Annotated in this window: 28 protein-coding genes; 12 read left to right on the top strand and 16 right to left on the bottom strand. The window is 41.2% G+C overall.

All coding sequences use genetic code 11. From position 1 onward, the window contains the following. Window positions 1-63: 63 nt before the first annotated feature. Together KXJ59_RS14425 and KXJ59_RS14420 are read right to left on the bottom strand one after the other, a co-directional pair. Window positions 64-1,122, bottom strand: a complete 1,059-nt coding sequence (locus KXJ59_RS14425) for a sugar phosphate isomerase/epimerase (RefSeq protein WP_295206114.1) — start codon at window positions 1,120-1,122, stop codon at window positions 64-66. A 94-nt stretch (window positions 1,123-1,216) separates the two neighbouring features. Continuing rightward, on the bottom strand, window positions 1,217-2,383 hold the full coding sequence (locus tag KXJ59_RS14420; RefSeq protein ID WP_295206112.1) for a Gfo/Idh/MocA family oxidoreductase: 1,167 nt from the start codon (window positions 2,381-2,383) through the stop codon (window positions 1,217-1,219). 228 nt (window positions 2,384-2,611) lie between these two features. Here KXJ59_RS14420 and KXJ59_RS14415 point away from each other — a divergent pair, with 228 nt between their 5' ends. The 5 genes from KXJ59_RS14415 to KXJ59_RS14395 all read left to right on the top strand — a co-directional run bounded on the left by KXJ59_RS14415 (window position 2,612) and on the right by KXJ59_RS14395 (window position 8,237). Beyond that, window positions 2,612-3,895, top strand: a complete 1,284-nt coding sequence (locus tag KXJ59_RS14415) for an MFS transporter (RefSeq protein WP_295206110.1) — start codon at window positions 2,612-2,614, stop codon at window positions 3,893-3,895. A gap of 40 nt (window positions 3,896-3,935) precedes the next feature. Next, complete coding sequence (locus KXJ59_RS14410) at window positions 3,936-4,829, top strand: TIM barrel protein (RefSeq protein ID WP_295206107.1); 894 nt, start codon at window positions 3,936-3,938, stop codon at window positions 4,827-4,829. Between the two features lie 118 nt (window positions 4,830-4,947). Beyond that, the gene (locus KXJ59_RS14405) at window positions 4,948-6,627 is read left to right on the top strand and encodes a GMC family oxidoreductase (protein WP_295206104.1); all 1,680 of its coding nucleotides are present in this window, start codon (window positions 4,948-4,950) and stop codon (window positions 6,625-6,627) included. A 92-nt stretch (window positions 6,628-6,719) separates the two neighbouring features. After that, window positions 6,720-7,283 carry a gluconate 2-dehydrogenase subunit 3 family protein gene (locus KXJ59_RS14400; protein WP_295206102.1) on the top strand — a complete coding sequence of 188 codons (564 nt, stop codon included), beginning with the start codon at window positions 6,720-6,722 and terminating at the stop codon, window positions 7,281-7,283. Window positions 7,284-7,370: 87 nt separating this feature from the next. Beyond that, complete coding sequence (locus tag KXJ59_RS14395; protein WP_295206100.1) at window positions 7,371-8,237, top strand: sugar phosphate isomerase/epimerase; 867 nt, start codon at window positions 7,371-7,373, stop codon at window positions 8,235-8,237. A gap of 98 nt (window positions 8,238-8,335) precedes the next feature. On the opposite strand, the gene KXJ59_RS14390 is transcribed toward KXJ59_RS14395, so the two are convergent. The 6 genes from KXJ59_RS14390 to KXJ59_RS14365 all read right to left on the bottom strand — a co-directional run bounded on the left by KXJ59_RS14390 (window position 8,336) and on the right by KXJ59_RS14365 (window position 13,950). Then, the gene (locus KXJ59_RS14390) at window positions 8,336-9,814 is read right to left on the bottom strand and encodes a Gfo/Idh/MocA family oxidoreductase (protein WP_295206097.1); all 1,479 of its coding nucleotides are present in this window, start codon (window positions 9,812-9,814) and stop codon (window positions 8,336-8,338) included. 254 nt (window positions 9,815-10,068) lie between these two features. Beyond that, entirely contained in the window at window positions 10,069-10,518 is a 450-nt protein-coding gene (locus tag KXJ59_RS14385) for a hypothetical protein (RefSeq protein WP_295206094.1), read from the bottom strand. Window positions 10,519-10,646: 128 nt separating this feature from the next. Beyond that, on the bottom strand, window positions 10,647-11,201 hold the full coding sequence (gene lptC / locus KXJ59_RS14380; protein ID WP_295206091.1) for an LPS export ABC transporter periplasmic protein LptC: 555 nt from the start codon (window positions 11,199-11,201) through the stop codon (window positions 10,647-10,649). A gap of 25 nt (window positions 11,202-11,226) precedes the next feature. Then, a complete protein-coding gene (locus tag KXJ59_RS14375) occupies window positions 11,227-12,600 on the bottom strand; it encodes a hypothetical protein (protein ID WP_295206089.1) in 1,374 nt (457 codons plus the stop codon). Continuing rightward, window positions 12,566-13,300, bottom strand: a complete 735-nt coding sequence (locus tag KXJ59_RS14370) for a type III pantothenate kinase (RefSeq protein ID WP_295206086.1) — start codon at window positions 13,298-13,300, stop codon at window positions 12,566-12,568. Before KXJ59_RS14370 ends, KXJ59_RS14375 begins: the two co-directional genes overlap by 35 nt. Window positions 13,301-13,308: 8 nt before the next feature. Further along, window positions 13,309-13,950, bottom strand: coding sequence for an LON peptidase substrate-binding domain-containing protein (locus KXJ59_RS14365; RefSeq protein WP_295206083.1), 642 nt, complete (start codon window positions 13,948-13,950; stop codon window positions 13,309-13,311). Between the two features lie 104 nt (window positions 13,951-14,054). On the opposite strand from KXJ59_RS14365, the gene KXJ59_RS14360 reads away from it, so the two are divergent. After that, complete coding sequence (locus KXJ59_RS14360) at window positions 14,055-14,924, top strand: glycosyltransferase family 2 protein (RefSeq protein ID WP_295206080.1); 870 nt, start codon at window positions 14,055-14,057, stop codon at window positions 14,922-14,924. Between the two features lie 74 nt (window positions 14,925-14,998). On the opposite strand, the gene KXJ59_RS14355 is transcribed toward KXJ59_RS14360, so the two are convergent. After that, the gene (locus KXJ59_RS14355) at window positions 14,999-16,177 is read right to left on the bottom strand and encodes an O-antigen ligase family protein (RefSeq protein ID WP_295206077.1); all 1,179 of its coding nucleotides are present in this window, start codon (window positions 16,175-16,177) and stop codon (window positions 14,999-15,001) included. Window positions 16,178-16,261: 84 nt separating this feature from the next. Here KXJ59_RS14355 and meaB point away from each other — a divergent pair, with 84 nt between their 5' ends. Together meaB and KXJ59_RS14345 are read left to right on the top strand one after the other, a co-directional pair. Further along, window positions 16,262-17,167, top strand: coding sequence for a methylmalonyl Co-A mutase-associated GTPase MeaB (gene meaB, locus KXJ59_RS14350; protein WP_295206074.1), 906 nt, complete (start codon window positions 16,262-16,264; stop codon window positions 17,165-17,167). Between the two features lie 11 nt (window positions 17,168-17,178). After that, window positions 17,179-18,105, top strand: coding sequence for a glycosyltransferase family 2 protein (locus KXJ59_RS14345; protein ID WP_295206072.1), 927 nt, complete (start codon window positions 17,179-17,181; stop codon window positions 18,103-18,105). Here the strand turns inward: KXJ59_RS14345 and KXJ59_RS14340 are convergent. Continuing rightward, window positions 18,102-18,995: a glycosyltransferase family 2 protein gene (locus KXJ59_RS14340; protein WP_295206069.1), complete on the bottom strand. Its 894-nt coding sequence runs from the start codon at window positions 18,993-18,995 to the stop codon at window positions 18,102-18,104. The genes KXJ59_RS14345 and KXJ59_RS14340 overlap by 4 nt on opposite strands. A 27-nt stretch (window positions 18,996-19,022) precedes the next feature. Between KXJ59_RS14340 and KXJ59_RS14335 the strand changes: the two genes are divergently transcribed. Together KXJ59_RS14335 and KXJ59_RS14330 are read left to right on the top strand one after the other, a co-directional pair. Further along, window positions 19,023-19,928 (top strand): glycosyltransferase, encoded by a 906-nt coding sequence (locus tag KXJ59_RS14335; protein ID WP_295206066.1) that lies wholly within the window; start codon window positions 19,023-19,025, stop codon window positions 19,926-19,928. A gap of 32 nt (window positions 19,929-19,960) precedes the next feature. After that, entirely contained in the window at window positions 19,961-20,701 is a 741-nt protein-coding gene (locus tag KXJ59_RS14330; protein ID WP_295206063.1) for an FkbM family methyltransferase, read from the top strand. A gap of 3 nt (window positions 20,702-20,704) precedes the next feature. On the opposite strand, the gene KXJ59_RS14325 is transcribed toward KXJ59_RS14330, so the two are convergent. Beyond that, window positions 20,705-20,950, bottom strand: coding sequence for a hypothetical protein (locus KXJ59_RS14325; protein ID WP_295206060.1), 246 nt, complete (start codon window positions 20,948-20,950; stop codon window positions 20,705-20,707). A gap of 176 nt (window positions 20,951-21,126) precedes the next feature. Between KXJ59_RS14325 and KXJ59_RS14320 the strand changes: the two genes are divergently transcribed. Then, window positions 21,127-22,422 (top strand): aminotransferase class V-fold PLP-dependent enzyme, encoded by a 1,296-nt coding sequence (locus KXJ59_RS14320; protein WP_295206058.1) that lies wholly within the window; start codon window positions 21,127-21,129, stop codon window positions 22,420-22,422. 66 nt (window positions 22,423-22,488) lie between these two features. Here KXJ59_RS14320 and KXJ59_RS14315 read toward each other — a convergent pair whose 3' ends face one another. The 5 genes from KXJ59_RS14315 to KXJ59_RS14295 form a co-directional block, all read right to left on the bottom strand. Next, window positions 22,489-22,614, bottom strand: a complete 126-nt coding sequence (locus KXJ59_RS14315) for a 30S ribosomal protein THX (protein ID WP_294988521.1) — start codon at window positions 22,612-22,614, stop codon at window positions 22,489-22,491. Window positions 22,615-22,704: 90 nt separating this feature from the next. Next, window positions 22,705-23,013 (bottom strand): HU family DNA-binding protein, encoded by a 309-nt coding sequence (locus KXJ59_RS14310; protein ID WP_295206254.1) that lies wholly within the window; start codon window positions 23,011-23,013, stop codon window positions 22,705-22,707. 258 nt (window positions 23,014-23,271) lie between these two features. Next, window positions 23,272-23,577 (bottom strand): DUF4286 family protein, encoded by a 306-nt coding sequence (locus KXJ59_RS14305; protein ID WP_295206054.1) that lies wholly within the window; start codon window positions 23,575-23,577, stop codon window positions 23,272-23,274. Window positions 23,578-23,601: 24 nt separating this feature from the next. After that, window positions 23,602-24,369 (bottom strand): exodeoxyribonuclease III, encoded by a 768-nt coding sequence (locus KXJ59_RS14300; RefSeq protein ID WP_295206051.1) that lies wholly within the window; start codon window positions 24,367-24,369, stop codon window positions 23,602-23,604. A gap of 12 nt (window positions 24,370-24,381) precedes the next feature. Continuing rightward, the gene (locus KXJ59_RS14295) at window positions 24,382-25,737 is read right to left on the bottom strand and encodes a hypothetical protein (protein WP_295206048.1); all 1,356 of its coding nucleotides are present in this window, start codon (window positions 25,735-25,737) and stop codon (window positions 24,382-24,384) included. Between the two features lie 80 nt (window positions 25,738-25,817). On the opposite strand from KXJ59_RS14295, the gene KXJ59_RS14290 reads away from it, so the two are divergent. Continuing rightward, on the top strand, window positions 25,818-26,549 hold the full coding sequence (locus tag KXJ59_RS14290; RefSeq protein WP_295206046.1) for a TIGR00730 family Rossman fold protein: 732 nt from the start codon (window positions 25,818-25,820) through the stop codon (window positions 26,547-26,549). The last annotated feature ends 21 nt before the right edge of the window (window positions 26,550-26,570 follow it).

The following is a 26,570-nucleotide window of genomic DNA, read 5'->3' as shown; positions in this document are numbered from 1 at the left end:
GAATGGTGAATCGTTAATGAGTAGTCATAGATCCGCAATTGACCATTCACCATTCACGCTAAGTTATTCATTGATTCCCAGAATACGGCGATTGAAATTTTCATCAGAACCTGTTCCTGCGAAATCATCAAAAGCTTTGTCGGTTACTTTAATAATGTGTTTTTTAATAAAGGGAGCACCTTCTGCAGCACCTGTTTCAGGGTGTTTAATAGCACATTCCCATTCCATTACGGCCCAGCCTTTATAATTATATGCTGCCAGTTTACTGAAGATGGCACCAAAATCTACCTGTCCATCACCCAATGAACGAAAACGTCCTGCACGGTTGATCCAGCTTTGATACCCACCATACACCCCCTGTTTACCGCTCGGATTAAACTCTGCGTCTTTTACATGAAACATACGGATACGTTCATGGTAATGGTCAATATAACTGAGATAATCCAGGCACTGTAAAACAAAATGTGAGGGATCGAAAAGCAAACAGGCTCGCGGATGATTGTTTACTTTCTCCAGGAACATTTCATAACTGATACCATCATGAAGGTCTTCACCGGGATGTATTTCATAACAAAGATCTACACCATTCTCATCAAATACATCCAGTATGGGCTTCCATCTGTTGGCGAGTTCTGTAAAACCTGTTTCAACGAGTCCGGCCGGACGTTGTGGCCATGGATAAACTGTGTGCCACAATAAGGCACCACTAAAAGTAGCGTGTGCATCCAATCCAAGATTGGCAGAAGCTTTGGCGGCATATTTTAATTGCTGAACGGCCCATTCGGTTCTGGCTTTGGCATTACCACGTACATTTTCAGGCGCAAAACCATCAAACATTACATCATAGGCAGGATGAACAGCTACCAGTTGCCCCTGTAAATGAGTAGATAATTCGGTGATCTGTAAACCTGCGGCTTCTACTATACCTTTCAACTCGTCGGCATAGGTTTTACTTTCGGCAGCTTTTTTCAGGTCAATACAACGGGCATCCCAGGTAGGTATCTGCACACCCGTAAAACCCAATGAGGCAGCCCATTTACAGATACTCTCCAAAGAATTGAATGGGGCAGTATCTCCCAGAAATTGTGCAAGAAAAATACCGGGACCTTTGATGGTGGTCATAATAATGAGAGTAAAAGATTAAAAAATCAAAATTCAAAAGTCAAAATTCAGAGGGGGTATTTTAGTTTTTGAATTTTGGCTTTTGAATTTTTAATTATATCCTGTATTCCGTCCATTTTACATCCGATGCGGCAGATGCTACTACATTGTCAATAAATGCCATTCCTCTTAATCCATCATTGGTATTGGGGAAGTCGAGCATTTCTGCGGTTGCTGTAGTACCGTCGATACGGGCAGATAATGTTAAAGCAAAATTGCGATAGATATTGGCAAAAGCTTCAAGGTATCCTTCCGGATGTCCACCCGGTGTTCTGCAATTATGTGTGGCAAATGAACTAAGCCTGTCGCCATAATTACCCCCGGCGCGTAAAATCTGTGTGGGCTGATCGAGCCATTTTACCAGTAAGGTATTGGGTTCATGCTGTGCCCATTCAATTCCGCCCTTTTCTCCATACACCCGAATTTTAAGAGCATTTTCTTCACCGGCTGCTACCTGCGAAGCCATCAGTACACCACGTGCTCCATTGCTCATACGGAGCAATACGTTACCATCGTCATCGAGTAAACGACCTTCTACCAATGCATTGAGATCGGCGCATAAATGTGTAATCTCTGCACCGGTTATATATTCTGCAAGATGTGCAGCATGTGTACCTATATCTCCCATAGCACCTGCTTTACCCGACTTTTTAGGATCGGTTCTCCAGGCGGCCTGAGCATTGCCTTCTCTTTCCGATAATTTGCTCAGCCATCCCTGCGGATATTCAACCCATACTTTTCGGATTTTGCCCAGCACTCCACCCGCTACCATGGCACGGGCTTGTTTTACCATTGGATAACCGGAATAAGTATGCGTTAAACAAAGTATCAAACCTGTTTCCTGTACTTTCTGGTGAAGCTGTCTGGCTTCATCGAGTGTAAAAGCGATCGGTTTTTCAATTACCACATGAAAACCATGATCCAGTGCCATCATGGCTGGTGCAAAGTGTGCGAAATTGGGGGTAACAATTGTTACAAAATCCATACGCTTATCTGCCGGTAACTGGCTCTCTTTGCTGATCATCTCTTCATAATTCAGGTAAGTCCTGTCTTCGGGAAGAAACAATGAACGACCTGAGTCTTTTGCTATGTCGGGGTTAATACTGAGTGCGCCGCAGCATACTTCTATCAACCCATCCATATTGGCGGCCAGGCGATGAATGGCACCGATGAATGCATCTTTACCTCCACCAACCATTCCCATCCTGAGTTTTCGGTTCATGTGATTTTATTTTATAGGTTCAGGTTATTACTGAAATCGTTTCAGGGATGTAAGGTTATTAAAAAAATAGACGCCAGAGAAATTTTATCATTTTGAGATAGTTAAATCAACACAAACGTTTGCGGAAAAACCGCTGAAATAACCCGCAAATCGGTAAAAATTTTTTCACTCTTTGTTTGAAAATAAAATTACATTTAATGGCTTATTTCAACTAACAACTTAAACGATATGCAAGCCACTCCCCAACGTCAACAATTATTTGTTGCCAGCTGCCTGGCGTTATTGGTAACTTCTCTTTCATTTGGTATTCGTGCAGGCATACTTGGTCGCCTTGGTGTAGAATTTGAATTAAATGCGGCTCAGTTAGGCACCATTGCTGCCACCGCTTTCTGGGGTTTCCCGCTGGCAGTGGTTATAGGAGGTTTTGTAGTTGATATTATTGGTATGAAACGACTGCTCATTGTAGCATTCCTGTTTCACCTGGCAGGTATTGTACTCACCGTTTTTGCAGGGGGTTACTGGACACTCTTCATATCAACACTCTGTGTTGGTATTGCCAACGGAACAGTAGAAGCAGCCTGTAATCCTTTGGTAGCTACTATTTACTCCGATAATAAAACCACCAAACTCAACCATTTCCATTTATGGTTTCCCGGTGGTATTGTAATTGGTACACTGATTGTTTATTTCCTGGATAAAGCAGGTATCGGATGGCAGATACAGGTAGGGTTGATGCTTATTCCTACCATTCTTTATGGCTACCTGTTCAGTAAACTCAGTTTCCCTGTTACAGAAAGGGTTGCCAGTGGTGTATCAACAGCCGAGATGTATAAATCTTTATTGAACCCGCTGTTTATTTTTATGATCATTCTCATGTTTGGTACAGCTATCACTGAGCTTTTTACGGGGCAGTGGATAGATGTACTGCTTAAAAATGTTTCAGATAATGCCATTCTTTTACTTACCATAGAAACCGGTATCATGGTATTGGGCCGCGCATTTGCAGAACCTGTTGTACACCGCTTTTCTCCTGTAGGTGTTTTGCTGATTTCCGCAGTTTTATCGGCAGCAGGTTTATACCTTATGGGACATACCACAGGAAATATGCTGTTTGTAGGGGCGATTGTATTTGGTATGGGTGTTTGCTATTTCTGGCCAACTATGCTGGGTTTTGTATCGGAGAACCTGCCTAAAACAGGTGCAGTAGGGCTGAACCTTATGGGTGGTGCAGGCATGTTTGCCGTTTCGGTGTATATGATTTTTATGAGCGGGTATTATGATAATCTACTGGCCGCCAAACTTCCTGCAGGTGCCAGCCTGGCCGACTATTCCAATGCAGCGGCGGGTACAGAAATGGCGAATGTATTGGGCGAAGCTAAAAAACTGGCAGGCCCGGAAGTATTAAATGCAACGCTTGTAATACCTATAATTTTATCCGTGGCTTTTGCCGGATTATTGATTTATATGCGGAATAAAAGCAAGGCAAATTCACCGACAGCAAACATTGGTTAAACATTAATGCTTACATTTATTACCTGCGAAATGGCTTACTATGGGAACAGATTCTAACAGAAGAAAAACAATCAAACAATTGCTTACCGGTTCTGCTTTATTGGCAACCGGAACAACAATATCTTCTTTTACATCAACCGAATCATCCAAAGATTTATCCATGCAACCATTAAAAGGTAATATCAATCACTCTGTCTGCAGATGGTGCTACGATTATATTCCACTGGATGAGTTGTGCAGCATTGTAAAAGAATTGGGACTGGTAGGTATTGATCTGGTAGGTCCCAAAGACTGGGGTACTCTGAAAAAGCATAACCTTATCTCTACCATGTGTAATGGTGCGGAGATTGGTCTAGTTAAGGGATGGAATGACCCACAGTACCATTCAACCCTGATAAAAAATTATACGGATCACATTGAACTGGTGGCTAAAGCTGGTTATACCAATCTTATTTGTTTCAGTGGTAACAGGAATGGTATGGATGAAGAAACAGGTTTAAAAAACTGTGTGGAAGGCTTGAAACAGATTATGTCGCTGGCAGAAAAGAAAGGAGTGGTTATTCAGATGGAGCTTTTTAACAGCAAGGTTGATCATAAAGATTATATGTGCGATAGTTCTGCCTGGGGTGTTGAATTATGTAAAAGACTGGGTTCTCCTAATTTCAAACTGTTGTATGATATCTATCATATGCAGATCAATGAAGGTGATATCATCAGAACCATAAAAAAAGATCACCAGTATTTCGGGCATTATCATACAGCAGGTGTTCCGGGTCGTCATGAAATAGATGAGTCGCAGGAACTGTATTATCCGGCTATTATGAAAGCGATTGTAGAAACTGGATTTAAACAATATGTAGCACAGGAGTTTATTCCGACAGGCAATGATAAATTAGGCTCGCTCCGTAAAGCGATTCAGATATGTGATGTGTGATAATAGTGAGGTTATCCATGGTCCATAGTCCATGGAAAGAAGAAAAATAAACTATGGTCCATCGACTATGGTCCATGGACTGATATACAAACCACAAACCTTCATAAACAAACAGACCATGGCCGATCAAAATTATGACGCAATCGTTGTAGGCTCAGGAATCAGTGGCGGTTGGGCCGCCAAAGAGCTTACCGAAAAGGGGCTTAAAGTACTCCTGCTTGAACGTGGGCGAAACATTGAGCACATTAAAGACTATGTTAACGCCAACAAGGAATCATGGGATTACCCGCATCGTGGCAGAAGAACCCAACAGATGATCAATGATTATCCGGTACTGAAACGCGATTATCCTTTGAATGAAACCAACCTTGATTTCTGGGTGAATGAAAAGGAAAGCCCTTACACGGAAGTAAAAAGGTTCGACTGGTTCCGTGGTTATCATGTAGGAGGTCGTTCACTGATGTGGGGCAGACAAAGCTATCGCTGGAGCGATCTGGATTTTGAAGCCAATGCAAAAGACGGGGTGGCTGTTGACTGGCCTGTTCGTTACAAAGACATTGAAAAATGGTACACATACGTAGAAAGATTTGCAGGTATCAGTGGCAGCAAGGAAGGATTGCCACATTTACCCGACAGCGACTTTCTTCCGCCCATGGAACTCAACTGTGTGGAAAAAGACCTGGCCAAGCGAATCAAGGAGTATTATAAGAATCAGCGCCAAATGATCATTGGTCGTGTAGCCAATCTTACACAGGAGCATGAAGGACGTACCAACTGTCAGTACAGAAATAAATGCTGGCTGGGATGTCCGTTTGGTGCTTATTTCAGCACACAATCTTCTACCTTGCCGGCTGCCATGAAAACAGGTAACCTTACACTGCGCCCATGGTCTATTGTAACAAGGGTTCTATACGATAAGGATAAGAAGCGTGCAACAGGTGTAGAAATCATTGATGCCGAAACCAATAAAACATACACCTTCAATGCGAAGATCGTTTTCCTGAATGCTTCTGCATTGAATACTTCATGGATACTGATGAATTCTGCAACCGATGTATGGCCCGATGGTTTGGGTAGCAGCAGCGGAGAGCTGGGACATAATGTGATGGACCACCATTTAGGCGTAGGTGCAGGCGGACGTGTAGAAGGTTATGAAGACAAATACTATTTCGGTCGCAGGGCGAATGGTATCTATGTACCACGTTTCCAGAATATCAATGGAGATAAGCGCGATTATTTGCGTGGCTTTGGTTATCAGGGAAGTGCTTCACGCCAGGGATGGGGACGCGATGTGGCTGAATTGAGTATTGGAGCAGACTTTAAAGATGCCCTTACAGAACCAGGTGGTTGGACCTTTGGTATGATGGGCTTTGGAGAAGTATTACCAGACCACAACAACAAAATAACCCTCGATAAAAATGTAAAAGATAAATGGGGGCTGCCAGTACTGTCGTTTGATTGTGAACTGAAAGAGAACGAAATCAAAATGAGAAAAGACATGCAGAAGGACGCCATTGAAATACTCACCAATGCAGGTGTGAAAGATGTAAATGGTTATGAGGGTAATGGCATTCTGGGTCGTGGTATCCATGAAATGGGCACGGCTCGTATGGGACATGATCCAAAGACTTCGGTTGTTAATAAATTCAACCAGGTTTGGGATGCACCCAATGTATACATTACCGATGGCGCATTTATGACATCAGGAGCCTGTGTAAACCCATCACTCACCTATATGGCCTTTACTGCCCGCGCAGCAGACCATGCAGTGACTGAATTGAAGAAACAAAATTTATAAGAGAAAGGTGAATAGTCAATGGTGAATGGTCAATAGAAACCAAGATTCACCATTCACCGTTCACCATTCACGAACACTCAAAACTCATTACCATGAATAGAAGAGAAGCCCTTTCCAGCGTAGCATTGCTGCTTGGGGGAACATTAATCGGTTCTACCGCTTTTCTAACCGGTTGTAAAACCAGTGGCACAGATAGTGGTATCAGCTTTTCTCCGGAAGAAATTAATTTCCTGAATGAAGTAGGAGAAACTATTTTACCGGCAACCACTACACCCGGCGCCAAAGAAGCCAAAGTAGGCGAATTTATGTCGGTATATGTTACAGATTGTTACGAAGCCAAAGACCAGGTAATTTTCAAAGAAGGATTCAAAAAACTGGATGAAGCCAGTAAAAAGAAAAACAATAAAACCTTCCTGGAAAGTACCCCGGCAGAAAGAAATGCTTTACTGGTTGATATAGATAAAGAAGCAAAAGAATACCAGAAAAACAAAAAGCAGGAAGATCCAAATCATTATTTCAGGATGTATAAAGAGCTTACCCTTTTCGGGTTCTTTACATCGGAAGTAGGGGCTACGAAAGCACTGCGTTATGTAGCTATACCTGGTAAATATGAAGGTTGTATTCCTTATAATAAAGGCGATAAAGCCTGGGGATAAGTATAAAATCAAAATTAAAAAGTTAAAGGACTCCTTTGGAGACTTTTAGCTTTTTAATTTTCTTTCTAATCTATAATCTTACAAACCATGTCAATCAATCGCAGAGACTTTCTTCGTAATACAGGTTTTGCGGCAGCAGCAGTATCTCTTCCTTTTGCGGGTAAATCGTCTATACTGGATGAGCTGGCATATAAACCGATCGGCTCATTTGGTATTCAGCTATGGACAGTAAAAGAAGCCATGTTTGCTGACGCAAAAGATACCCTTACCAAACTGTCTTCCTATGGCTATAAGCAAATAGAAAGCTTTGAAGGTCCTAAAGGGTTTTTCTGGGGTATGAAGAATACCGAATTCAAAAAACTGATGGATGATCTGGGTATGAAAATCGTATCATCACACTGTAACAATACTGTTGAATTTGAACGTAAATCGGCTGAAGCAGCAGAGATCGGAATGTCGTACCTGATCTGCCCATGGAAAGGTCCTCAAAAGTCAATTGATGATTTCAAACGCTTTAATGATGAATTCAATAAATCGGGCGAAATAGCCAAAAAGAATGGAATACGGTTTGCCTATCATAACCACGACTATTCATTCAAGGTACTTGACGGCCAGGTGCCACAGGTAGTAATGATGGAAGGAACGGATAAAAACCTGGTTGATTTTGAAATGGATATTTACTGGGTTGTAGCAGCAGGTGAAGATCCTAAAGCCTGGTTCAAAAAATATCCCAACCGTTTCCGTTTATGTCATGTAAAAGACCTGACTAAAACAGCCAAAGGAAATGAGTCGTGCCAGATTGGTAAAGGTACTATTGACTTCAAATCTATTCTGGGTGAAGGTGCTAAATACGGGCTGAACAACTTTATCGTAGAACAGGAAGCATTCACCGGTACCAACCCTATGGAAAGTGCACAGGCAAATGCAGGATATATGAGTCGGTTTCAGATATAGCAGCGAATATATTCGAATATCCAACAGAGAAATGTCCAATACCCAACTTCGAATTAAAATTGGATATTGGACATTTCTCTGTTCATTATTCTTCTGTTTTACACTCCCAAACTCCAGCCTTCTCTGTATTGTCTTTTTACGAACTGATTGGCTTCATCGAAGTTGGTGATCTTCATATTAGGACCATCCCATACCAGCCTGATATTTCTGCCGGGGTATGTGATACGGCCTGTTTCCATTTTCTTCTGCAGGTCGTAACTGCGGATGGCCAGGTTACCCATCAATACGCTTTCTGTAAGTGGACCGGCCACATCGAAATTAGAACTGAGTGTTTTAGCTGCTTCAGAACCATAACCCGCAATGGCAGCTTCTACCCATGCTGCATAGTGACCATTATCGCCATTGGGTACACGTTTAATTGTTTGTGGAACCTGTGTTGTCTTTGTAAGACTGGTAGGCAGGAGGTTGGGAATGGCACCATAAGTACCACACATCATCTTTCCTTTGGTACCAATAAAGATGGTGCCATTACCACCATCACCCATCATTTCATTCGGACCCAGTTCAGCCGGACGTTCGGGTTGAATACCACCATCCATCCAGTGCATGGTAAGATCTGGTTTACCATTCTGCCCTTTGAACTTAAGGATGATATGAGATGCCAGCGGACCACATTCGGGTGCATATACCGCATTCCAGTTTCTTTCATAACGCTTGGCTACACTGCACTCTGCAGAAGCGGGGTAACCAAGACCCAATACAGCAAATGCAGGTGCCATAATATGGCAGGCCATATCGCCAAGGGCACCCGTACCATAATCCCACCAGCCACGCCAGTTAAATGGAACAAGGTTGTCTACATAATCTTTATAGGGGGCGGTGCCCAACCATAGATCCCAGTTCAGTTCTTTGGGAACAGGTAATGTATTTTTCGACCACTGAATGCCCTGAGGCCATACTGGCCGGTCTGTATAACAATAAACAGTATGCACATCTCCAATCAGTCCGGCATTGTACCAATCAACCAGTTGACGTACACCATCACCGGAAGCACCCTGGTTACCCATTTGAGTAACTACTTTATAACGATGCGCAGCTTCCGTCATTACACGGGCCTCATAAATATCGTGTGAAAGTGGTTTTTGAACATATACATGTTTCCCGAGTTGCATAGCTGCCATGGCCTGAACGGCGTGCATATGATCGGGGGTAGATACAGATACCGCATCAATGCTCTTATGCTCTTTATCCAGCATTTCACGATAGTCTTCATATACTTTTGCCTTTGGATAACGCTCACGGCTTTTGGCAGACTGACGAGAGTCTACATCACACAAAAAAGCAATATCGGCTTTACCACTCATGAAGAAGCTGTACAAATCGCTTTCACCTTTTCCGCCCGCACCAATACCTGCTACCCGCAGTTTATCACTGGGTGCAATATAACCTCGTCCTAAAACATGTCGGGGTACAATATAAAAACCGGCCAAGGCGGTCATGCTGTTCCGGAGAAATTTTCTCCTTGAATCGTCGGTAAGATTTGTTTCCTGTTTCTTGTTCAGGTCTTTCTTTTTCATGTGGTTGTTTTATTGATTTTTGTCACATGCAATTCGCCAATAAACATGCTGGTTTGTATCGACCTTTGTTATGGCTCATTTCATAGCAATCTGTTGGTTATTGGTTGGATAAGCAATGGAGCTATGAATTTATTTAATTATTTCGATTGAGGGAGGTAAAATTTGAATGAATGGATATTTGCATAAAAAAAATGCTAAAGATGCACACCTGCCTCGGGCAAATGTGCATCTTTAGCATAAATAATTCTTTACAATTATAAATTAGGTGGTCTTCTGTTCTCTACATAAAGGTTAAGACCCGCATATTTACCATTGATTTTTTTGAGTTCACTGGTATCTACATATCCGTACTTTTTTTGTAATCGGAGTGAGTCATCCTGCATATAGGTAACCATGATCCACCTGTCAGTATCGAGTGCCAGCGGATACTTTTTACAAACAGTGCCATTATTGGCATTTACCTGAATGGCATAAGACCCTTTTGGAAATTTCCGTACAGGTACATGCTGTAATCCGGGTTTTAATGAATAACTGAGGTTCTCTCTTGTCTTTCCATCCCCCTGATTGCTGAATACCAGTTGCATAGAAATTTCTTCATTGCTTTCATTGTTCACGATTACATGTGCCGATTGTTTGGCCACATTACAAGCCGCTAAACCGATAGCGGCAGTTAATACATACATAAATTGCTTGTTGATACGCATAAAACATTGATTTTATGGGCATGTATACAGAAGAAGGCAAACTGTTTTCGTAAGCAGTAGTAAGGGGTTGCTGTACAGACACAGACAGAAGGGAAATCGTTGCTTTAACAGCTTTTTTTGTGCAATTATTAATTCAATGTACTATCTGGTAAAATGGCAAAACTACCAGGTTGGATGTTGAAGAAAGTAATATCAGTCAGATCCTGATTGGAGCGAAAACCATTTGCATAACGTCCTTTTTGCTTATAAGGATAATTTTGAACCAATGTAACGGGTGTATTGGTATAGAATTGCCCAAGCGACTGATCCCAATAGAGTTCATTGCTGTAAAGCGTATCGCCTTTGGTATTAAAGATCACTACACTGTCTCTCAGAAAAACCTTGCTCTCATTCTGAAGGTAGCGGCCATATTTTGCAAATAACTGACTCTCTACGCGCATAGAAGAATCAAAAAAATCAACATGCAGACTATTCGGGAATTCTGCTTTACGCAGACTATCGCCCTGGTAGCGCAGGAGCAATGGGGCAGTTAGCTTGGCGGTAATGCGCCCGTTCTGGCTGATATAACTTTCAATGTTTTTTCCTTCCTCAATTCCCGGTGCTCTTCTGCCTAGTTCTTTAACATCGTTCACATCATTTTCACAGCCCCACATAAAAAAGCAGCCCACTAAACAGGCTGCCATTAAAGTTTTTATATGAAAAGAAGAATTAGTCATACCTGCGTTTCTGAAACCATACATCAGTTAAACTGATACCCAGCGTAAACTGAACATAACTTTCGGTAATATTATTAACACCCGATCCTCTCTTGCCAAATTGCAAAGCAGTATTCAATACTGTAAACTGACGATCGTAATTATTCCATTTTTTAATTGGTAAACCTGCTCCAACAGAAAACCCAATATGCTTTAATCCATTACCATCCACATCCACATAATCTTTTCCTATAAAAGCACCCACACGATAATTTACATTACTCCAGTAACTACGGCCAGCCAATGGATCAGGACAAAGTTGAGCACCTATTTTTAACTGCCAGCTGTTTACGAGCTGATCTGTCTGGTTATAGAAACGGTATTTGTTCCATTGTGTAGTGGTATATTCTGCACCGATAGACCACATTTCAAAAGTACCGCGATTATTGCTGGCTGTTTTATGTAAAGTAATACCTCCCGAATAGGTAGAAGGCATTTGAATAGTGCCTTTAATACCATCTACATACGAAACACTGTCAATGGTAATATCGCCCGCCTGCGACTCCGTATAGGTTTCTCTTTTCTGGTCCTGCGATGCAGACAAACCTTGCGCCAACATAGCTGAACCACCTAAACGTACCATATAGTTACTGGTTGTTTTGGTTTGTTCATTGACTTTTTTACCTACAGAAAACTCATATTGAAAACCCGGATTAAAAAACAGACCATTGAAATTGGTTAGGGTTGATGAGTTAGACTGATAGTAAAAAGTACTATCGCTGATGAAAATTTTCTTGGTAGAAATTTCTCTTCTTCCAAAATTAAAACCGGTATTAAAACCAACACTCAGGTTCTTCCACTTTTTTCCAATACCCACATACGCCTGGTTTAACCCGCCAGAACCCTCATATATGGTGGCCAGGCTATCTCCCGCCACTCTTTCGCGGTTTACTACTGAATAACTGATACGGCTTAAAGGTCTTAATCCAAATGCCAGACCCAGACCCTTCAACCTGTTAAGTGGTAAACCAACACCGAGATAAGAAGGATAAAAATAATTGGACCTGAATTTACCGGCAGGGTTTTCGCTTCTTAGGTTTCTTGTATCGATGGTTAGCCCCAAATCATAAGAAACCATGAAAAAATTGCTGTAGGTGGCAGGATTCATGAAATTGATGGCCTGACCCACATTATTATTGGTTCCATCTGAATAGGCAACGCCTAAACCACCCATGGCCCTACTAATGGCATGACTTCCATTATAGAAATCACCCAAACCATAACGGGTAAAGGGAGAATTTTCCTGTGCGTTAGCATTAAGCAGGGTAAATCCGGTAACCAGAAAACACAGACTAAGTCTGATTAGTGTTGAACTCACAGATCGCATACAGGCCTTTAAATATTAAGTAAGGGTCGGCAAATATCCTGTTTTTTAGATGTGGTACAAAAAAAGCCATATCACCCCCGGTTAACAGCACGTTAAAGTTGTTGAATTTCAAGGCATAAGCGTCAATAATTCCATCAATTTCCTTGGCCATTCCCATGATTACACCGCTTTGAAGGTTGGTTTTGGTATCGTAACCAATCAGTGGAAAGTGATGATCGGGCTCTACCATGGGCAATAAAGCCGTTTGCTCATGCATGGCCCTGAACCGCATGGTCATACCCGGAGAGATGCTTCCCCCCAAAAATTCATGCGCCTTATTGATGTAATTGTAGGTAATACAGGTACCCAAGCCGATAGCCAGGTTATGCTGATTGGGAAAAAGATCAACAGAAGCCGCACAAATAGCCAGTCGGTCGGCACCAATAGTTTCTGGTTTGCCCACCGGCGTGGTAAATGGCAGTTTACTGGTATGCCCCAGCTTGTGAAATGCAGTTTTCTCTGATAAAACTGTTTCCATCTCCGGATTATGCTTGATAACAGAAGATAGAATGGATTGATTTGGTTGGTAACGGTCTATTAAACCTGAAATGGTTGTACTGCTGTCATCATCCAATACCAACACTTCTTTCAGGTCGCGACCCGAAAAAACAGCACATTTCATGCGCGTATTGCCAAAATCGAAACATAAACTGGTTTGCATAAACGTAGTTATACATTAAAGTTAAAGCCTTTCAGTTCCCTGAAATGACCATTCAGTTGAATCCTTTCCTTAAGCGATTCTATACCCGATACAACCGGAAGTATTTTTCCAAGATGTCTTTTCAGGTATTCCAGTCGCTGTAACTCATGCATCAGGCCAAAAAACTCATACTCTTCTTCTAAAGAGAGGCCGGCATGATGCGCAAGATCGTAACTAAAAAGAGTATGATCAGGTTTTTTAAAATCTTTTGAAACACCGATGGCCTGGTGTAATTCACGAATGCCATTTATTACCTGCTGAAGCAATTTGGGTTGCTGCCGCTGGTCATTATCAGGATAATGCACAATGGCACCGCTGTATAATTTATCCGGAATAGATTTCACCAGTTCCAGCGTACGGAAAATTTTTTCACCTCGGGTACGGATATCCATTTTGCCATCGGCATGAACCTGCACCATCTCAGTAATATGAACAAGGGTACCCCGTTCAGCAACCGTGTTTTTTAGAACAACGGGAATGCCAAATGCTTTTTTCGAAGCATAACAATCGTTGATGAGTTGTTTATAGCGTGGTTCAAAAATGTGCAGGTTCACCTCCTCGCCGGGAAACACTACGATACCTAATGGAAAAATGGGAATAAAATTGGTCATGGTAAAAATAATACAGCTACGAAGTAAATAAAAGCCGTGAACAAATCAACAACAGAAAAGTTGAATGGGCATTCAGTATGCTTTTTTCGTGTTTACTTTGCCATATGAAAATCTCAGGGTTTACTATCATTAGAAATGCGGTACTAAATGATTATCCGATCGTGGAAGCCATTCGCTCCATTCTTCCGGTGGTAGACGAAATGATTATTCTCGTAGGTAACTCTGAAGATGATACAATTGGACTGATGCAGTCTATCAGTGACCCCAAAATCAAAATCCATCATTCTGTTTGGGACCCTGCATTACGCACAGGTGGATCGGTATTGGCCATTGAAACCAATAAAGCGTTTCAGTTAATTGATCCTGAAAGCGACTGGGCATTTTATATACAGGGCGATGAAGCCGTTCATGAACAATACCATCAAACCATCCGCCAGACTTGTTTGGCGTATAAAGACGATAAACGTGTAGAGGGTCTTGTATTTAAATATCTTCATTTCTATGGTACTTATGATTATGTAGGCGACAGCCGCAAATGGTACGATCATGAAGTACGAATCATCAGAAACGATAAAAAAATCACTTCCTATAAGGATGCCCAGGGTTTCAGGGTAGGGAAGCAGAAACTACAAGTAAAACCAGTTGATGCTTATGTATACCATTATGGCTGGGTAAAAAGTCCGGAACAGATGATGAAAAAGATAAAAAATTTCAGCAAACTCTGGCACTCCGATCAGGTACTTGAAGAAATGATGAAAGCACCTGACTTCTGGAACTATGATGAATTTGATTCACTACAAAAATTTACCGGCACCCATCCCGCAGTAATGCATGAAAGAATAACACGTCAAAACTGGAAAACAGAACTCGACATCAGCAAAAAGAAATTCTCTTTTAAAGACAGGTTACTTTACCACTTTGAAAAAATTACGGGGATAAGATTATTTGACTTCAGGAACTATAGAATAATTTGAAAATTTGAAAATGGGAAGCCTGTATTTTTTTTGAAATGGCATTTGCATATACTACATCTCTCATTTTCAAATTTTCATCCCGCTTTTAGCGGAACTAATTTCCAAATTAACAATCCCCAGCAGTGCAACCAAACCCCATACTGGTAACCAAGATTTGCTTCTACAAAGCAGGAGGCTGCAATAGCAAGGGTCCAGCAAATGATTCCGATATTTTTTTGACGTATGCCAATATAAGCCGGAAAAAAAAGCCAGATGGAGAACAACAGCATACCCCACCACCCACTCCCTATCCACCAGAATAACCATTGATTGAAGGGCCAGCCAAAACCGGTTGTATAAGATGGATATAACTGTTTGAAATGATTATTCAGTGTAGCTGGAATATTTGCCCACCCTGTATTCTGGTCACCCGATTGTATAGCATGCCATGCAGATTTGTTGATGGCATATCGTGCATTATCAGACAAAGTGGGGTCGTATTTTCCGGGCGTGTATTGATGCCAGTCGTACAAACTATAACCAATTTTATGTTGTACCGTAGGGAAGAGAAACCAGGTGACGATACAGATGGCCAATAAACAAGCCATCATTAAAAAACCTTTTTTAAAATGCTGCTTACTAAAAAGGGTATGAATAGTTATAATCATGCCCATCATCAGAACAATAACCCACCCGGTACGTGCCGATAAAAAAATAATACTGATGAGTAAGAAAATACAGGCCGGTAATAACCACTTTTGTGTGTGCCTGTTCAACCAGGCAAGTAAGGCAGCGGCAGATAAAAAAATGGAAAAACGTACATGATCATTGTCCATAAATACAGGGAGTGTCTGACCACTGCTGTATCGCTCAAGTGCAGCAGTGCTGTTAACTACATACCAGCCCAATGGATACAATACAGCGAGTAAAGCTGCTACGATCCAGCAATAACTCAGTGTGCGAAATATACGGGGTTCTATTGATGCAATACTTGTTATACTCAAGGCAACAACCGGGTAAGTAGCTAATGTGAGTATATGATCCCAGGCCGCACCCGCGAGAGGCGATTGCCATACACCAAGGAGCCCAAGTATAACTGGTGTCATTCCCCAAATGAGTAAGGCATTGTTTCGCCAGCCACTGGCCCAGTTGCGGAAATGCCAGAGTGCAAAAACCAACCATAATCCCATGGATACAGATAAAACGGCCCTGCTCCACAGTAATCCTGCGAGTGAAATAATAAACAATCCAGAAATAAGCCACTCTTTTTTCATGATATCATGGTTAATCTGTAATTCTCTGGCTTCAATTACTTTCTTTTGTAAGACAAGAATTAAATTTACGCTTAGCATCGCATTATGTGGCAGCAATTATTAACAGGTATACAGGAACAGGATCAAAGAGCATTGGCACGCAGTATATCATGCGTGGAAAATGAAGTACCGGGTTTTGAAAGTTTCCTGTCGCAATTGCCGGTCGGACATGCTGCAGTTACCGGTATTACCGGTCCTCCGGGTGCCGGGAAAAGTACTTTGGTGGATGCATTGATTGCTGAGTGGGTGTCGAAGCATAAAAAAGTAGGGGTGCTTTGTGTAGACCCGTCTTCTCCTTTTAACCTGGGCGCTGTTTTGGGCGACAGGATACGCATGAGTGAATGGTATAACCACCCGAATGTATTTATCCGTTCACTGGCCACCCGTGGTGCTTTGGGGGGATTACATCCGCATATTATCGATATTACAGCCTTAATGCAGGCGGCGGGGTTTGATCATATTATTGTGGAAACAGTAGGAGTGGGGCAAAGTGAAATTGAAATTGCAGGTCTGGCCGATACAACAGTTGTGGTTGTTGTACCAGAAGCTGGCGATGAAGTGCAAACCATGAAAGCAGGATTAATGGAGATTGCTGATATTTTTGTAGTGAATAAAAGCGACAGGCCCGAAGCAGATTTATTTGTAAAAAACCTGCGGATGATGCTTGCACCTGCTTTTCATCATTCAACAACTGAGATTCCGGTTATTAAAACAGTAGCCACTGCTAAAACAGGCTTGCCCGAACTGGCAAATGCTATTGAACAGCACCAGGCAGAAGAACATCATTCAGACAGAAAAGACTGGCTGCTAACAGAGCGAGCCTGGAAACTGATTCAACAAAAAAGGATGAAGGACCTGAATAAGCAGATGCTGAAAGAAAAAATTGCATCACTGCGAAAAGATAAAGAGTTCAACCTTTTTGGTTTCGTTCAAACTTATATCAATCCATAATACATTACTGTATGTCATTTGCCCTGTTTGATATTTCAGTAGTGATTGCCACTTACAATGGAGAACGATACCTGAAACAGCAACTGGATAGTATACTTGCACAAACCCATTCTCCTGAAGAAATTATAATAGTAGATGATGCTTCTTCAGACAGTACGGTAGCAATACTAAAATCCTATGCAGCAAATGATACAAGATTTCGTTTGCTGATCAATGAAAAAAATATCGGGTACATCAGAAGCTTTGAAAGGGGAATGTTAGCGGCAACCTGTTCACTGATTGCTTTAAGTGACCAGGACGATATATGGGTGCCTCATAAACTAGAAACCTTATTTAAAAATATGGGCAGCAGTATTGCCGTATACAGCGATTCAATACTTGTGAATGAAAATGGAGTTTCATCCGGTAAGAAAATGTCTGATATAAAAAACCAGCTTAGCTACAACAACTGCCTCATGTACACCATTGGCGCCTGGGCACCAGGTCATGCCATGCTGTTCAGAAAAGAGCTTGTTGAAAATTGTAAACCTTTCCCCGGTATTGTAACACACGATTTCTGGCTTGGTTTTGTGGCGGCTTGTAATGGAGGCATTGCTTATGTAAATGAGGCCTTGGTTCAGTACAGGCAGCATACAGCCAATGCCATCGGTGCCAATACACAGCGAACCAGAAAACAAAAACCATCTGTTGAGGAAAGAAGAAAAATAGCCAGGCAAAGAATGCAGTTACTGTATGAAAAATGCCCGGCCACGCTAAAAGAACAAAAACAGGTATTCGAAATACTTGCTGTTACCTACCAAAAGAGTGACATCGGAAGCCGATGGAAACGGATGATCACTTTTCTTCAATACAGAGATATTATCCTTGCCTACAAAAAGAAATCGGCATTTATGCGGATACTGTTTTGTGTAAAAATGTTCTTTAAGATAGACGCTTAACCGTGCTGTACCAGGGCATTCCAGCAACGTTTGAAAATATTTTTTAAGCGGACTGTTAAAGGAATATCCTGCTGAACAAGTGGGCCATCGAATTTATCTCCTCTTCTTAAATAGTATTTTGATAAAGTACCTGAAGTCATACCCCATTTTCCAATAAAAGTATAATATCCCTTATTGCGTTTTACCCTCTTAACTGAAACGGAGCCGAAATGATATACACGGCTTTGCTCCAGCCCTTTGAATAAGCGTACACCCAATTGCCAGAGTTTCATTGAGAAATCAGGATCAGAATACATGCCCGGACTGAATTCTATACTATAACCGCCTGCCAGGTCCCAGATATCTTTATGCACCACATTTGGTGGCCAGGTAGCGCCCTGCCAGTCGTGAAACGGGAGTGCAGAAAATTCAGTGAGTAATTTTTCTTCCTCGAACTGATCAATGGAACTACCAAAATTTTTCTCAATAGAACAACTGCTTTGTGCCTTTATTTCAATAGCTGTTGAAGAGAGAAAAAAATAGTTGTGGCCTATCTGCTGAATTTCATTGAACAAAGGGCTATCCCAACCTGGACAAACATACATATCGTCGTTCATGTACAGGAGGTAATTGGTTTGAGCCAGTGTTCTGCAACTGTTGAGTGCATAACAGACTCCAATATTTTCTTTGCTATAGGAATAACTGATATCTGCCTGCGATTGCACCCATTCAAGTGTACCATCTTTGCCTTCATTGATATGTACAATGATTTCATGCTGCAATGCAGAGTGCTTGCGGATACTGTTAATACACAATTGCAAATAAGCTAAATTGTTCCAGCTGGGTATCATAATAGAAAATACCGAGTCGGGATGAGTGTTGCCCTTATGTTTTTCTATATTTACAGCCATGCGATGCGATAAAAATAAAAAGAGTTAATGACACTACCTATTTCAGTTGTTTTATGTAGTTATAACGGGGCTCGTTTTATTGAAGAACAGGTTCAGTCGGTGCTTTCGCAAACTTATCCCATACTTGAATTGATTGTGGTAGACGATGCTTCAGCCGATGATACCTGTGCGATTATCGAAGAACTTGCCCGAAGAGATGAGCGAATCAGGGTATACAGAAACCCCCATAACCTGGGTTTTTCAGCCAATTTCGAAAAAGCGCTGGGTCTGGCGAAGGCCGAGATAATTGCTATTGCCGATCAGGATGATTACTGGCACCCACAAAAGCTGGAAAGAATGCTCAATCAATGGCGGGCAGATGTGCCATTGATTTATTGTGATTCTGTACGTTTTACCGGTCAGCTTCCTACTAATCCTGTACCAAATAAAAAAAACCGGAAGCTGGAAGGCGCTGATCCGAAATGTATCGCCATATTCAATACCGCCAGCGGTCATGCCATGCTGATCAGAAAATCTTTGCTTACACTGGCTTTACCGATACCAACAGGTATATATTACGATTGGTGGCTTGCCATGGTAGCTATGTGTAATGGATCGGTACAATTTCTGCCTGAAATACTGGTGTACCAGAGAGCCCACGATCAGAATGTAACAATTCAGCAACTGCCCGAAAAAGAATTAAGAAAACGGTTCAGGCAAATGCTGGTAAAACACCTGGATGCATTTTCAACAGTGAAAGGAATGAAACAGGATGATGTGCTATTTTTTCAGCAACTGGAATATTACTGGAAGCAATCATTAGCGCGCGGCTGGAGTCTGGGTTTATTCTTTTTTTTACTCAGGTATAGAAACCTGTTGTTTGCGTATAAAAAAAGAAAGCTGCCATTTATCTCTCAACTGAAACATAGTTTTCTTTTTGCTTTCGGCCAATAACGTTTATTTTGTTACTCATTGAATAATATTGAATGGCATCAAGATTCAAACCACTGATAAAAGCATTTGGTCTTACAGACGGTCTTAAGTTTTACATACACCTGCTATTCAAAAAGTATGGTAGCTTTCACTCGTCTCTTTACGGTGCCACATTTTATTTAAGAAAAAACTTTTCTGATAAATATACATTCAAACAGGTATTTCTGGACGATCAGTACAATATCAGTCTCCCTTTTGAACCGAAAACCATTCTTGATGGTGGAGCCAACATAGGGTTGGCTTCTGCTTATTTTGCACACCGGTTTCCTGATGCTTCGATTATTGCAGTAGAACCCAGCAAAACAAATTTTGCGATGGTAGAAAAAAATACGGCAGCATTTCCACAGGTTAAAAAAATATGTGCTGGTATCTGGAATAAGAATGCTCATTTAATAATTGTGAACAAAGCTGATCACGATAACGCTTTTATGGTGGAAGAAAGTTATCCTGAAAATCCGGAAGCCATTCCTGCCGTATCAATTGAGTATATAATGAAAGAACAGGGCTGGTCTACCATCGACATTTTAAAATTAGATATTGAAGGGTCGGAAAAGGAAGTGTTTGAACAAGGGGTTGATTACTGGTTACCAAGAACCAAAGCTATTTTTGTAGAAGTGCATGATCATATGCGTAAAGGAGCTGGGAATGCTATTTTTAAAGCCATCACCAAATATCATTTCTCCTTTGCTTTGCAACATGAGAATCTGGTGTTTATTAATGAAGACCTACCGTAATAATTATTGATTTTTTTCTTTTTCGTGAGCGGTTACTTCTTTCTCCTTTTTCCACCATCTCCATCCAATATAACCCATAATGGCCAGTGGGGCACCGGCGAGATAAATGATGGCAGAGTTTAAAGCTTTTGCTGGCCCCTCACCCAGTTGCGAAGCTGTTTTGGTACAAATAGAACACTGAGCTCCGGCCAACTGACCTATCAGCAGAAAAACACCTGCACAAATCACCACCTTACATACCTGCTTCATGACCTGAAAGTTTCTGCAAAGATAGGAGTATAAAACAGAGAAATAAGGTCCAAAGGACTCCCTTGAGAACATGAAATAAGCAACCAGAAAGAAAAGGGCTATTTCACTTTCTCATTTCTTATTACTTATTTCTCTGTTCCTCTGTTTTTCCTATCTTTCTTGTTCAACTTTTACCTATGCAGCAACGCAGACAGTTTCTACAGCGAATGGGTTTACTGGCGGGAGCATTTTCCGCAAATAGTCTTTTTCAGCAGGCACATGCTGCTGAATGGGAAGCAGCTCAAAAAAGAGTAGCATCCTTGTCGCCTGAACAAACTGCCACAGATGAGGATTACTGGAGCGTTATTCAACAGGGTTATACGGTTAACCCTAACCTGATTAACCTGAACAATGGGGGCGTAAGCCCTTCCCCGAGGGTGGTACAGGAAGCGGTGGAACGTTTTAACAGGATGTCGAATGAGGGGCCCTCTTATTATATGTGGCGTATTCTGGACCAGGGGCGTGAACCGCTGCGGTATAAATTGGCTACCCTCGCAGGCTGTTCACCGGAAGAAATTGCGGTAAACAGGAATGCCACTGAAGCGTTGAATACTGTAATTTTTGGTCTTGACCTGAAAGCGGGTGATGAAGTAATTGGCACCAAACAAGACTACCCCAATATGATACAGGCCTGGCGCCAAAGAGCAATGAGGGAGGGTATTGTTTATGCACAGATTAGTTTCGATTTCCCCATTGAAAATGATGATACAATTGTGGCAGCATTTGAAAAAGCCATCACCCCCAAAACAAAACTGCTTCACCTGACACATATCATTAACTGGATCGGACAAATATTACCTGTTAAGCAGATTGCGCAGATGGCACATAAAAGAGGGATTGAAGTAATTGTAGATGGGGCACACTCTTTTGGTTTGCTTGATTTCAATATACCCGATCTTGAATGTGATTATTTTGGCACCAGCCTGCACAAATTTTTAAGTGCGCCTATCGGCAGTGGTATGTTATGGATTAAAAAAGAAAAGATAGAAAAAATTTGGCCGCTGGTATGTAATGATAAACCCAGGAGTAATGATATCAGAAAATTTGAAACCCTTGGTACCAGAAGCTTTCCGATAGAACAGGGTATTGGAGAAGCTTTAAATTTTCACAATGCCATTGGTGCAAAAAGAAAAGAAGAGCGCATCCGCTACCTGAAGAATTACTGGGCAGGTAAAGCAAAAGAAATACCCGGTGTAAAAATTCATACATCCTTTAAGCCGCAATATGCCTGTGCTATTTGTGGCGTATCGGTTGATGGTATGACACCTGCGCAACTCGATCAGGCATTATTCAATACCTATAAAATACATACGGTAGGAATTGTATGGGAAAATATCAGTTGCGTACGGGTAACGCCACATGTATATACCAAACTCCAGGATCTGGATAAGCTGGTATTTGCGCTGGAGGAAATCTCTAAGAAGAAAATGTAGGATGTCAGATCTCAGATATCGGATATAAAAACAAATCCGATATCTGAGATCTGACATCTGCCATCTCTATGATGCTTTCGCGGCTGCTTTCTTTGCTTTTACAGCAGTAGCTTTTGCGTTAGCAGGGCGGCTTTTGCCAAATGAACCCTTGAATCTTTTACCTTTTGCGGTTTTTTTATCGCCTCTACCCATGGTACAGTTATTTTGTTAATGAACAATAGTGAGGTGCAAAAATAGAAAAACCCCGCGAAAGCGGGGTTCAATTCTTTTTTTACGCCCAGATTAGATCTTAGCGCTCAGTTCTTTACCTGCTTTGAAGCGGGCAACTTTTTTAGCTTTGATTTTGATGGTCTCGCCAGTCTGAGGATTGCGACCAGTACGAGCAGCACGCTTAGATACAGAGAAAGTACCGAAACCTACCAGGGTAACTTTGTCACCTTTTTTCAGGGTTTTGGTTACTGTATCTACAAAAGAATCCAAAGCAGCGTTAGCCTGGGTTTTTGTAATACCTGCATCTTCTGCGAGTTGTGCGATTAATTCAGCTTTGTTCATAGATGTGTTTTTAGATGTGTTTAAATAAGAGAAACAAATTTATTCGCTTTTAGCAAACAGCAAAATATTTTTCAAAGTTTACCTTGATTTTAAGAACCTATAAAACCCTGCCCCGTAAAGGATTTCAGCCGATTATTGCAAAATGAAAGGATGATGTTTCAACGATGTATTTCGCTGAAACCCTTTATTTTCAATGCTTTCAGAAGATATTCGCTGGAAATCAATCCCGTAGCGGGTTTCAGAGCAATATAGCGAAGTTTTGTCATTACCAAAATGAATTTGCAAAACTATCCACACTCAATTCACAACCTGCATCAGAGACCGAAAACCTGCAAACTGATCGCCCCATTGATTAAATGCATCCTGTCTGAGTGCAGCGGCAAACTCACTGATATAACGATCATAATCTTCCCGGGTTGCTGCCATGTATTGTGTGGCATAAGTAGGTCCTTCGGTTTCATCAACCTCCAATACCCTTACAAACCTGAAATCTGAAAAACATCCTGTTTGCATTACTTCAGGTATATGTTTTGTTTTCATCCACTCCACCCAATGCTCGTGAATAGACCATGCGAGTTGAATGGTAACATTATAGATATACATGTTTATACAATTTATTGAACGGCATCAGGATAATTCGGCATAGATAGGGCAATGATCGCTGTGTTTTACATCAGGATAGATGGTAGCTGCTTTTAACCTGTCGTTGAGGTTGTCTGTAATGCTGATATAATCAATGCGCCAGCCCTTATTTTGTAACCTGACAGATGGAAAACGCTGGCTCCACCAGGAATAAGCACCTTTTGCATCCGGATTAAGGTAACGGAAAGTATCGGTCCATTTATTGGCCAGAAACTGATCCATCCAGGCCCTTTCTTCCGGTAAGAAACCCGATGATTTTTTATTGCCTTTCGGATCATGAATATCAGTTTCAGTATGTGCAATATTATAATCGCCTGTTACAATCAGCTTTTTTCTGGTTTTACGGAGTTGTTGAACATAGGTAAAAAACTCATCCAGCCACTGGTATTTGTAAGTCTGTCTTTCATCTCCACTGGTACCTGAAGGAAAATAGGCATTGATCAGAGTAATATCACCAAAATCGGCACGGATAACCCTGCCTTCTGCATCGCTTTGTTCAATACCATTTCCATACAATACATTATCGGGCTTAATCTTTGTAAAAATGGCCACACCGCTGTACCCTTTTTTCTGGGCCGAAAACCAGAAAGTATGATAACCCAGCTTTTCAATAGCTGCCACATCCGCATCTTCTTTATTGGCCTTTGTTTCCTGTAAACAAATAATATCCGCAGGATTGGTGGCCAGCCAGTCTGTAAATCCTTTTTTCATAGCAGCCCGAATGCCATTGACATTATATGATATGATACGCATGATAATGGTTTGTTATTGATAGAATTTAGAAAAAGCAATCATCAGCAGCTGGTTCAGTTTTTCCATTTCTAAAGATGCATCAAAAACGGCAATCCGCTCAGGTAAATAAATACCTTTTGCTACCGCAACCTCTTTATCGTTAAGCCTGATTTCTTTTAAACTGTTTCTGTCGCTACAACGAATAACAAACGGCTGTTCTCCAATTATACCAATTACCAGGTACTCAAAAAGTACATTTCTTGGTACAGACGAGCCCGAGATGGTTACAGTGGAGCTGCTGTCGTAACCATTCGTTATTTTGTTTACAAAAATTTTTTTCTCAGGTATCCCAATATTTTTCTGAATAATAAAACGGGCAATGGTATCTTTATCTTTTAATAATGTGTGTACCAGCCCGGGCAAAAACTGCGTGAAAACATCTGCCTGTGAAATAAAACTGAAATTGGGATTTATTTCAGTAACCAGTTTTAAGGTATAATTTTTATCACGAAGAACATCCCGGCATTCCTGTCTTAGCTGAACAAAATCGGAACTATTTAAATTGCCAGTTGCGTTTATGGCATTTGCTATTTCAGAATTGTCTGGAATATTTTTTTTCTTCCCTTTTGCAATCAGCTCTTCATAAAAAGTATCACCCAGCCTGATCATTTCCGATTCGCCGTTTCGTTGATAGGTAAAAATATCTTTCTGCGATCTTGTTTGTAAAACCGGGTGTTTACTGATTTCAGGTAAAATAAAATTATCAGCATAAAAAGCCGGAGGGGCTTTTATTTCAATCATATCTGTATTGTTCTGTTCATCCAGTAAACGACCGATGCCCAGGTTAAGCAAATCGGTAAATCCTTTTGGTGTTACTGAAAGATTGGAAGGGATAAGCCCAAAACCATTACTACTGCCGGGGCTTACACAGATGGTAAGTACATCATTTCTAATAATTTTTTTTTCATGATTTACAAATAGTATACCGAGTTGGAAAACAGATTTTGTTCGTTTAAATAAGAGTGAGTCCTGCAGGTAATCTGGCTGGCTGTAATAAAAAGTATTGGGTTCGTATTCGTAAATATCAATGTATAAATGATGTGTAGCTGTATCGGCATTGGTAAAATAAACACTTGCCGTATTGTACTGTTTTAAATTTTCGAGTGTGATAACCCTTAAGATAGTATCGTTGATCCGGGCATTTTTTTTAGCCAGTAACTGGTCGTTTAACTGTTTTATAAATGTACTCCGGGTATCGGGTAGAGAAAAATAGTTCATTACAGGACCCAGCATGGAAAAAGTGCGTACCTGCTCAAGTATCACATTTTTTTGCGCGCTTGCAGAAAGGGAATAAACAATTACGAAAATGATGAGGCTGATTTTTCTCATAAAACGGTTAACTATGGTTGGCTACCCAGTATGACAGCAAATTTTGTGCTAATTTGAATTTTTATCAATATAAGACAGAAATGAAGAAAACAGAAAGATTCATTCCGGCGCAGGAATCGGTGTATTTGGACGGACCCAAACCCAGGATCAATGAATTGGGTTTTGCCTGGCAAATTTTCAGACAGTTTATAAAAGGATTCAGAACCCTGCATTTTGTAGGACCCTGTATCACGGTATTTGGCTCGGCAAGGTTCAAGGAAGAGCATCCTTATTACCAGGCAGCCGTAGAATTTGGAAAACGCATTGCTGCCCTTGGGTTTACTACCATGACAGGTGGCGGACCGGGTATTATGGAAGCTGCTAACAAGGGTGCTTTTGAAAATGGCGGACAATCAGTAGGGTGTAATATTAAACTGCCTTTTGAGCAATATCCGAATCCATATATGCATAAATGGATCACATTTGACTATTTCTTTATCAGGAAAGTGTTGCTCGTAAAATATTCTTACGCTTTTGTAATTATGCCAGGTGGTTTTGGTACCATGGATGAATTTTTTGAGACACTCACCCTCGCTCAAACTAAAGTAATTAACGATTTCCCGATTGTATTGTATGGGAAGGATTATTTCCAGCCTTTACTAAACAGTATCGATGAAATGGCACAACATGGCACTATTTCACCGGAAGATAAAAAACTGATCTTCCTCACCGACGATATAGAGGAGGCCATGGATTATATACAAACCTATGTTCGCAGGAATTATACAGTAAAACCTAGGAGGAGGTTGTGGTGGTTGTTTGAAAAAAGATAGAGGAATAAGGAACAGAAAAAT

Source organism: Sediminibacterium sp. (genome assembly GCF_019264485.1).
Taxonomy (GTDB): Bacteria; Bacteroidota; Bacteroidia; order Chitinophagales; family Chitinophagaceae; genus Sediminibacterium.
Note: the sequence above shows the minus strand (reverse complement) of the source record. Positions and strands in the feature narration are given on the sequence as shown.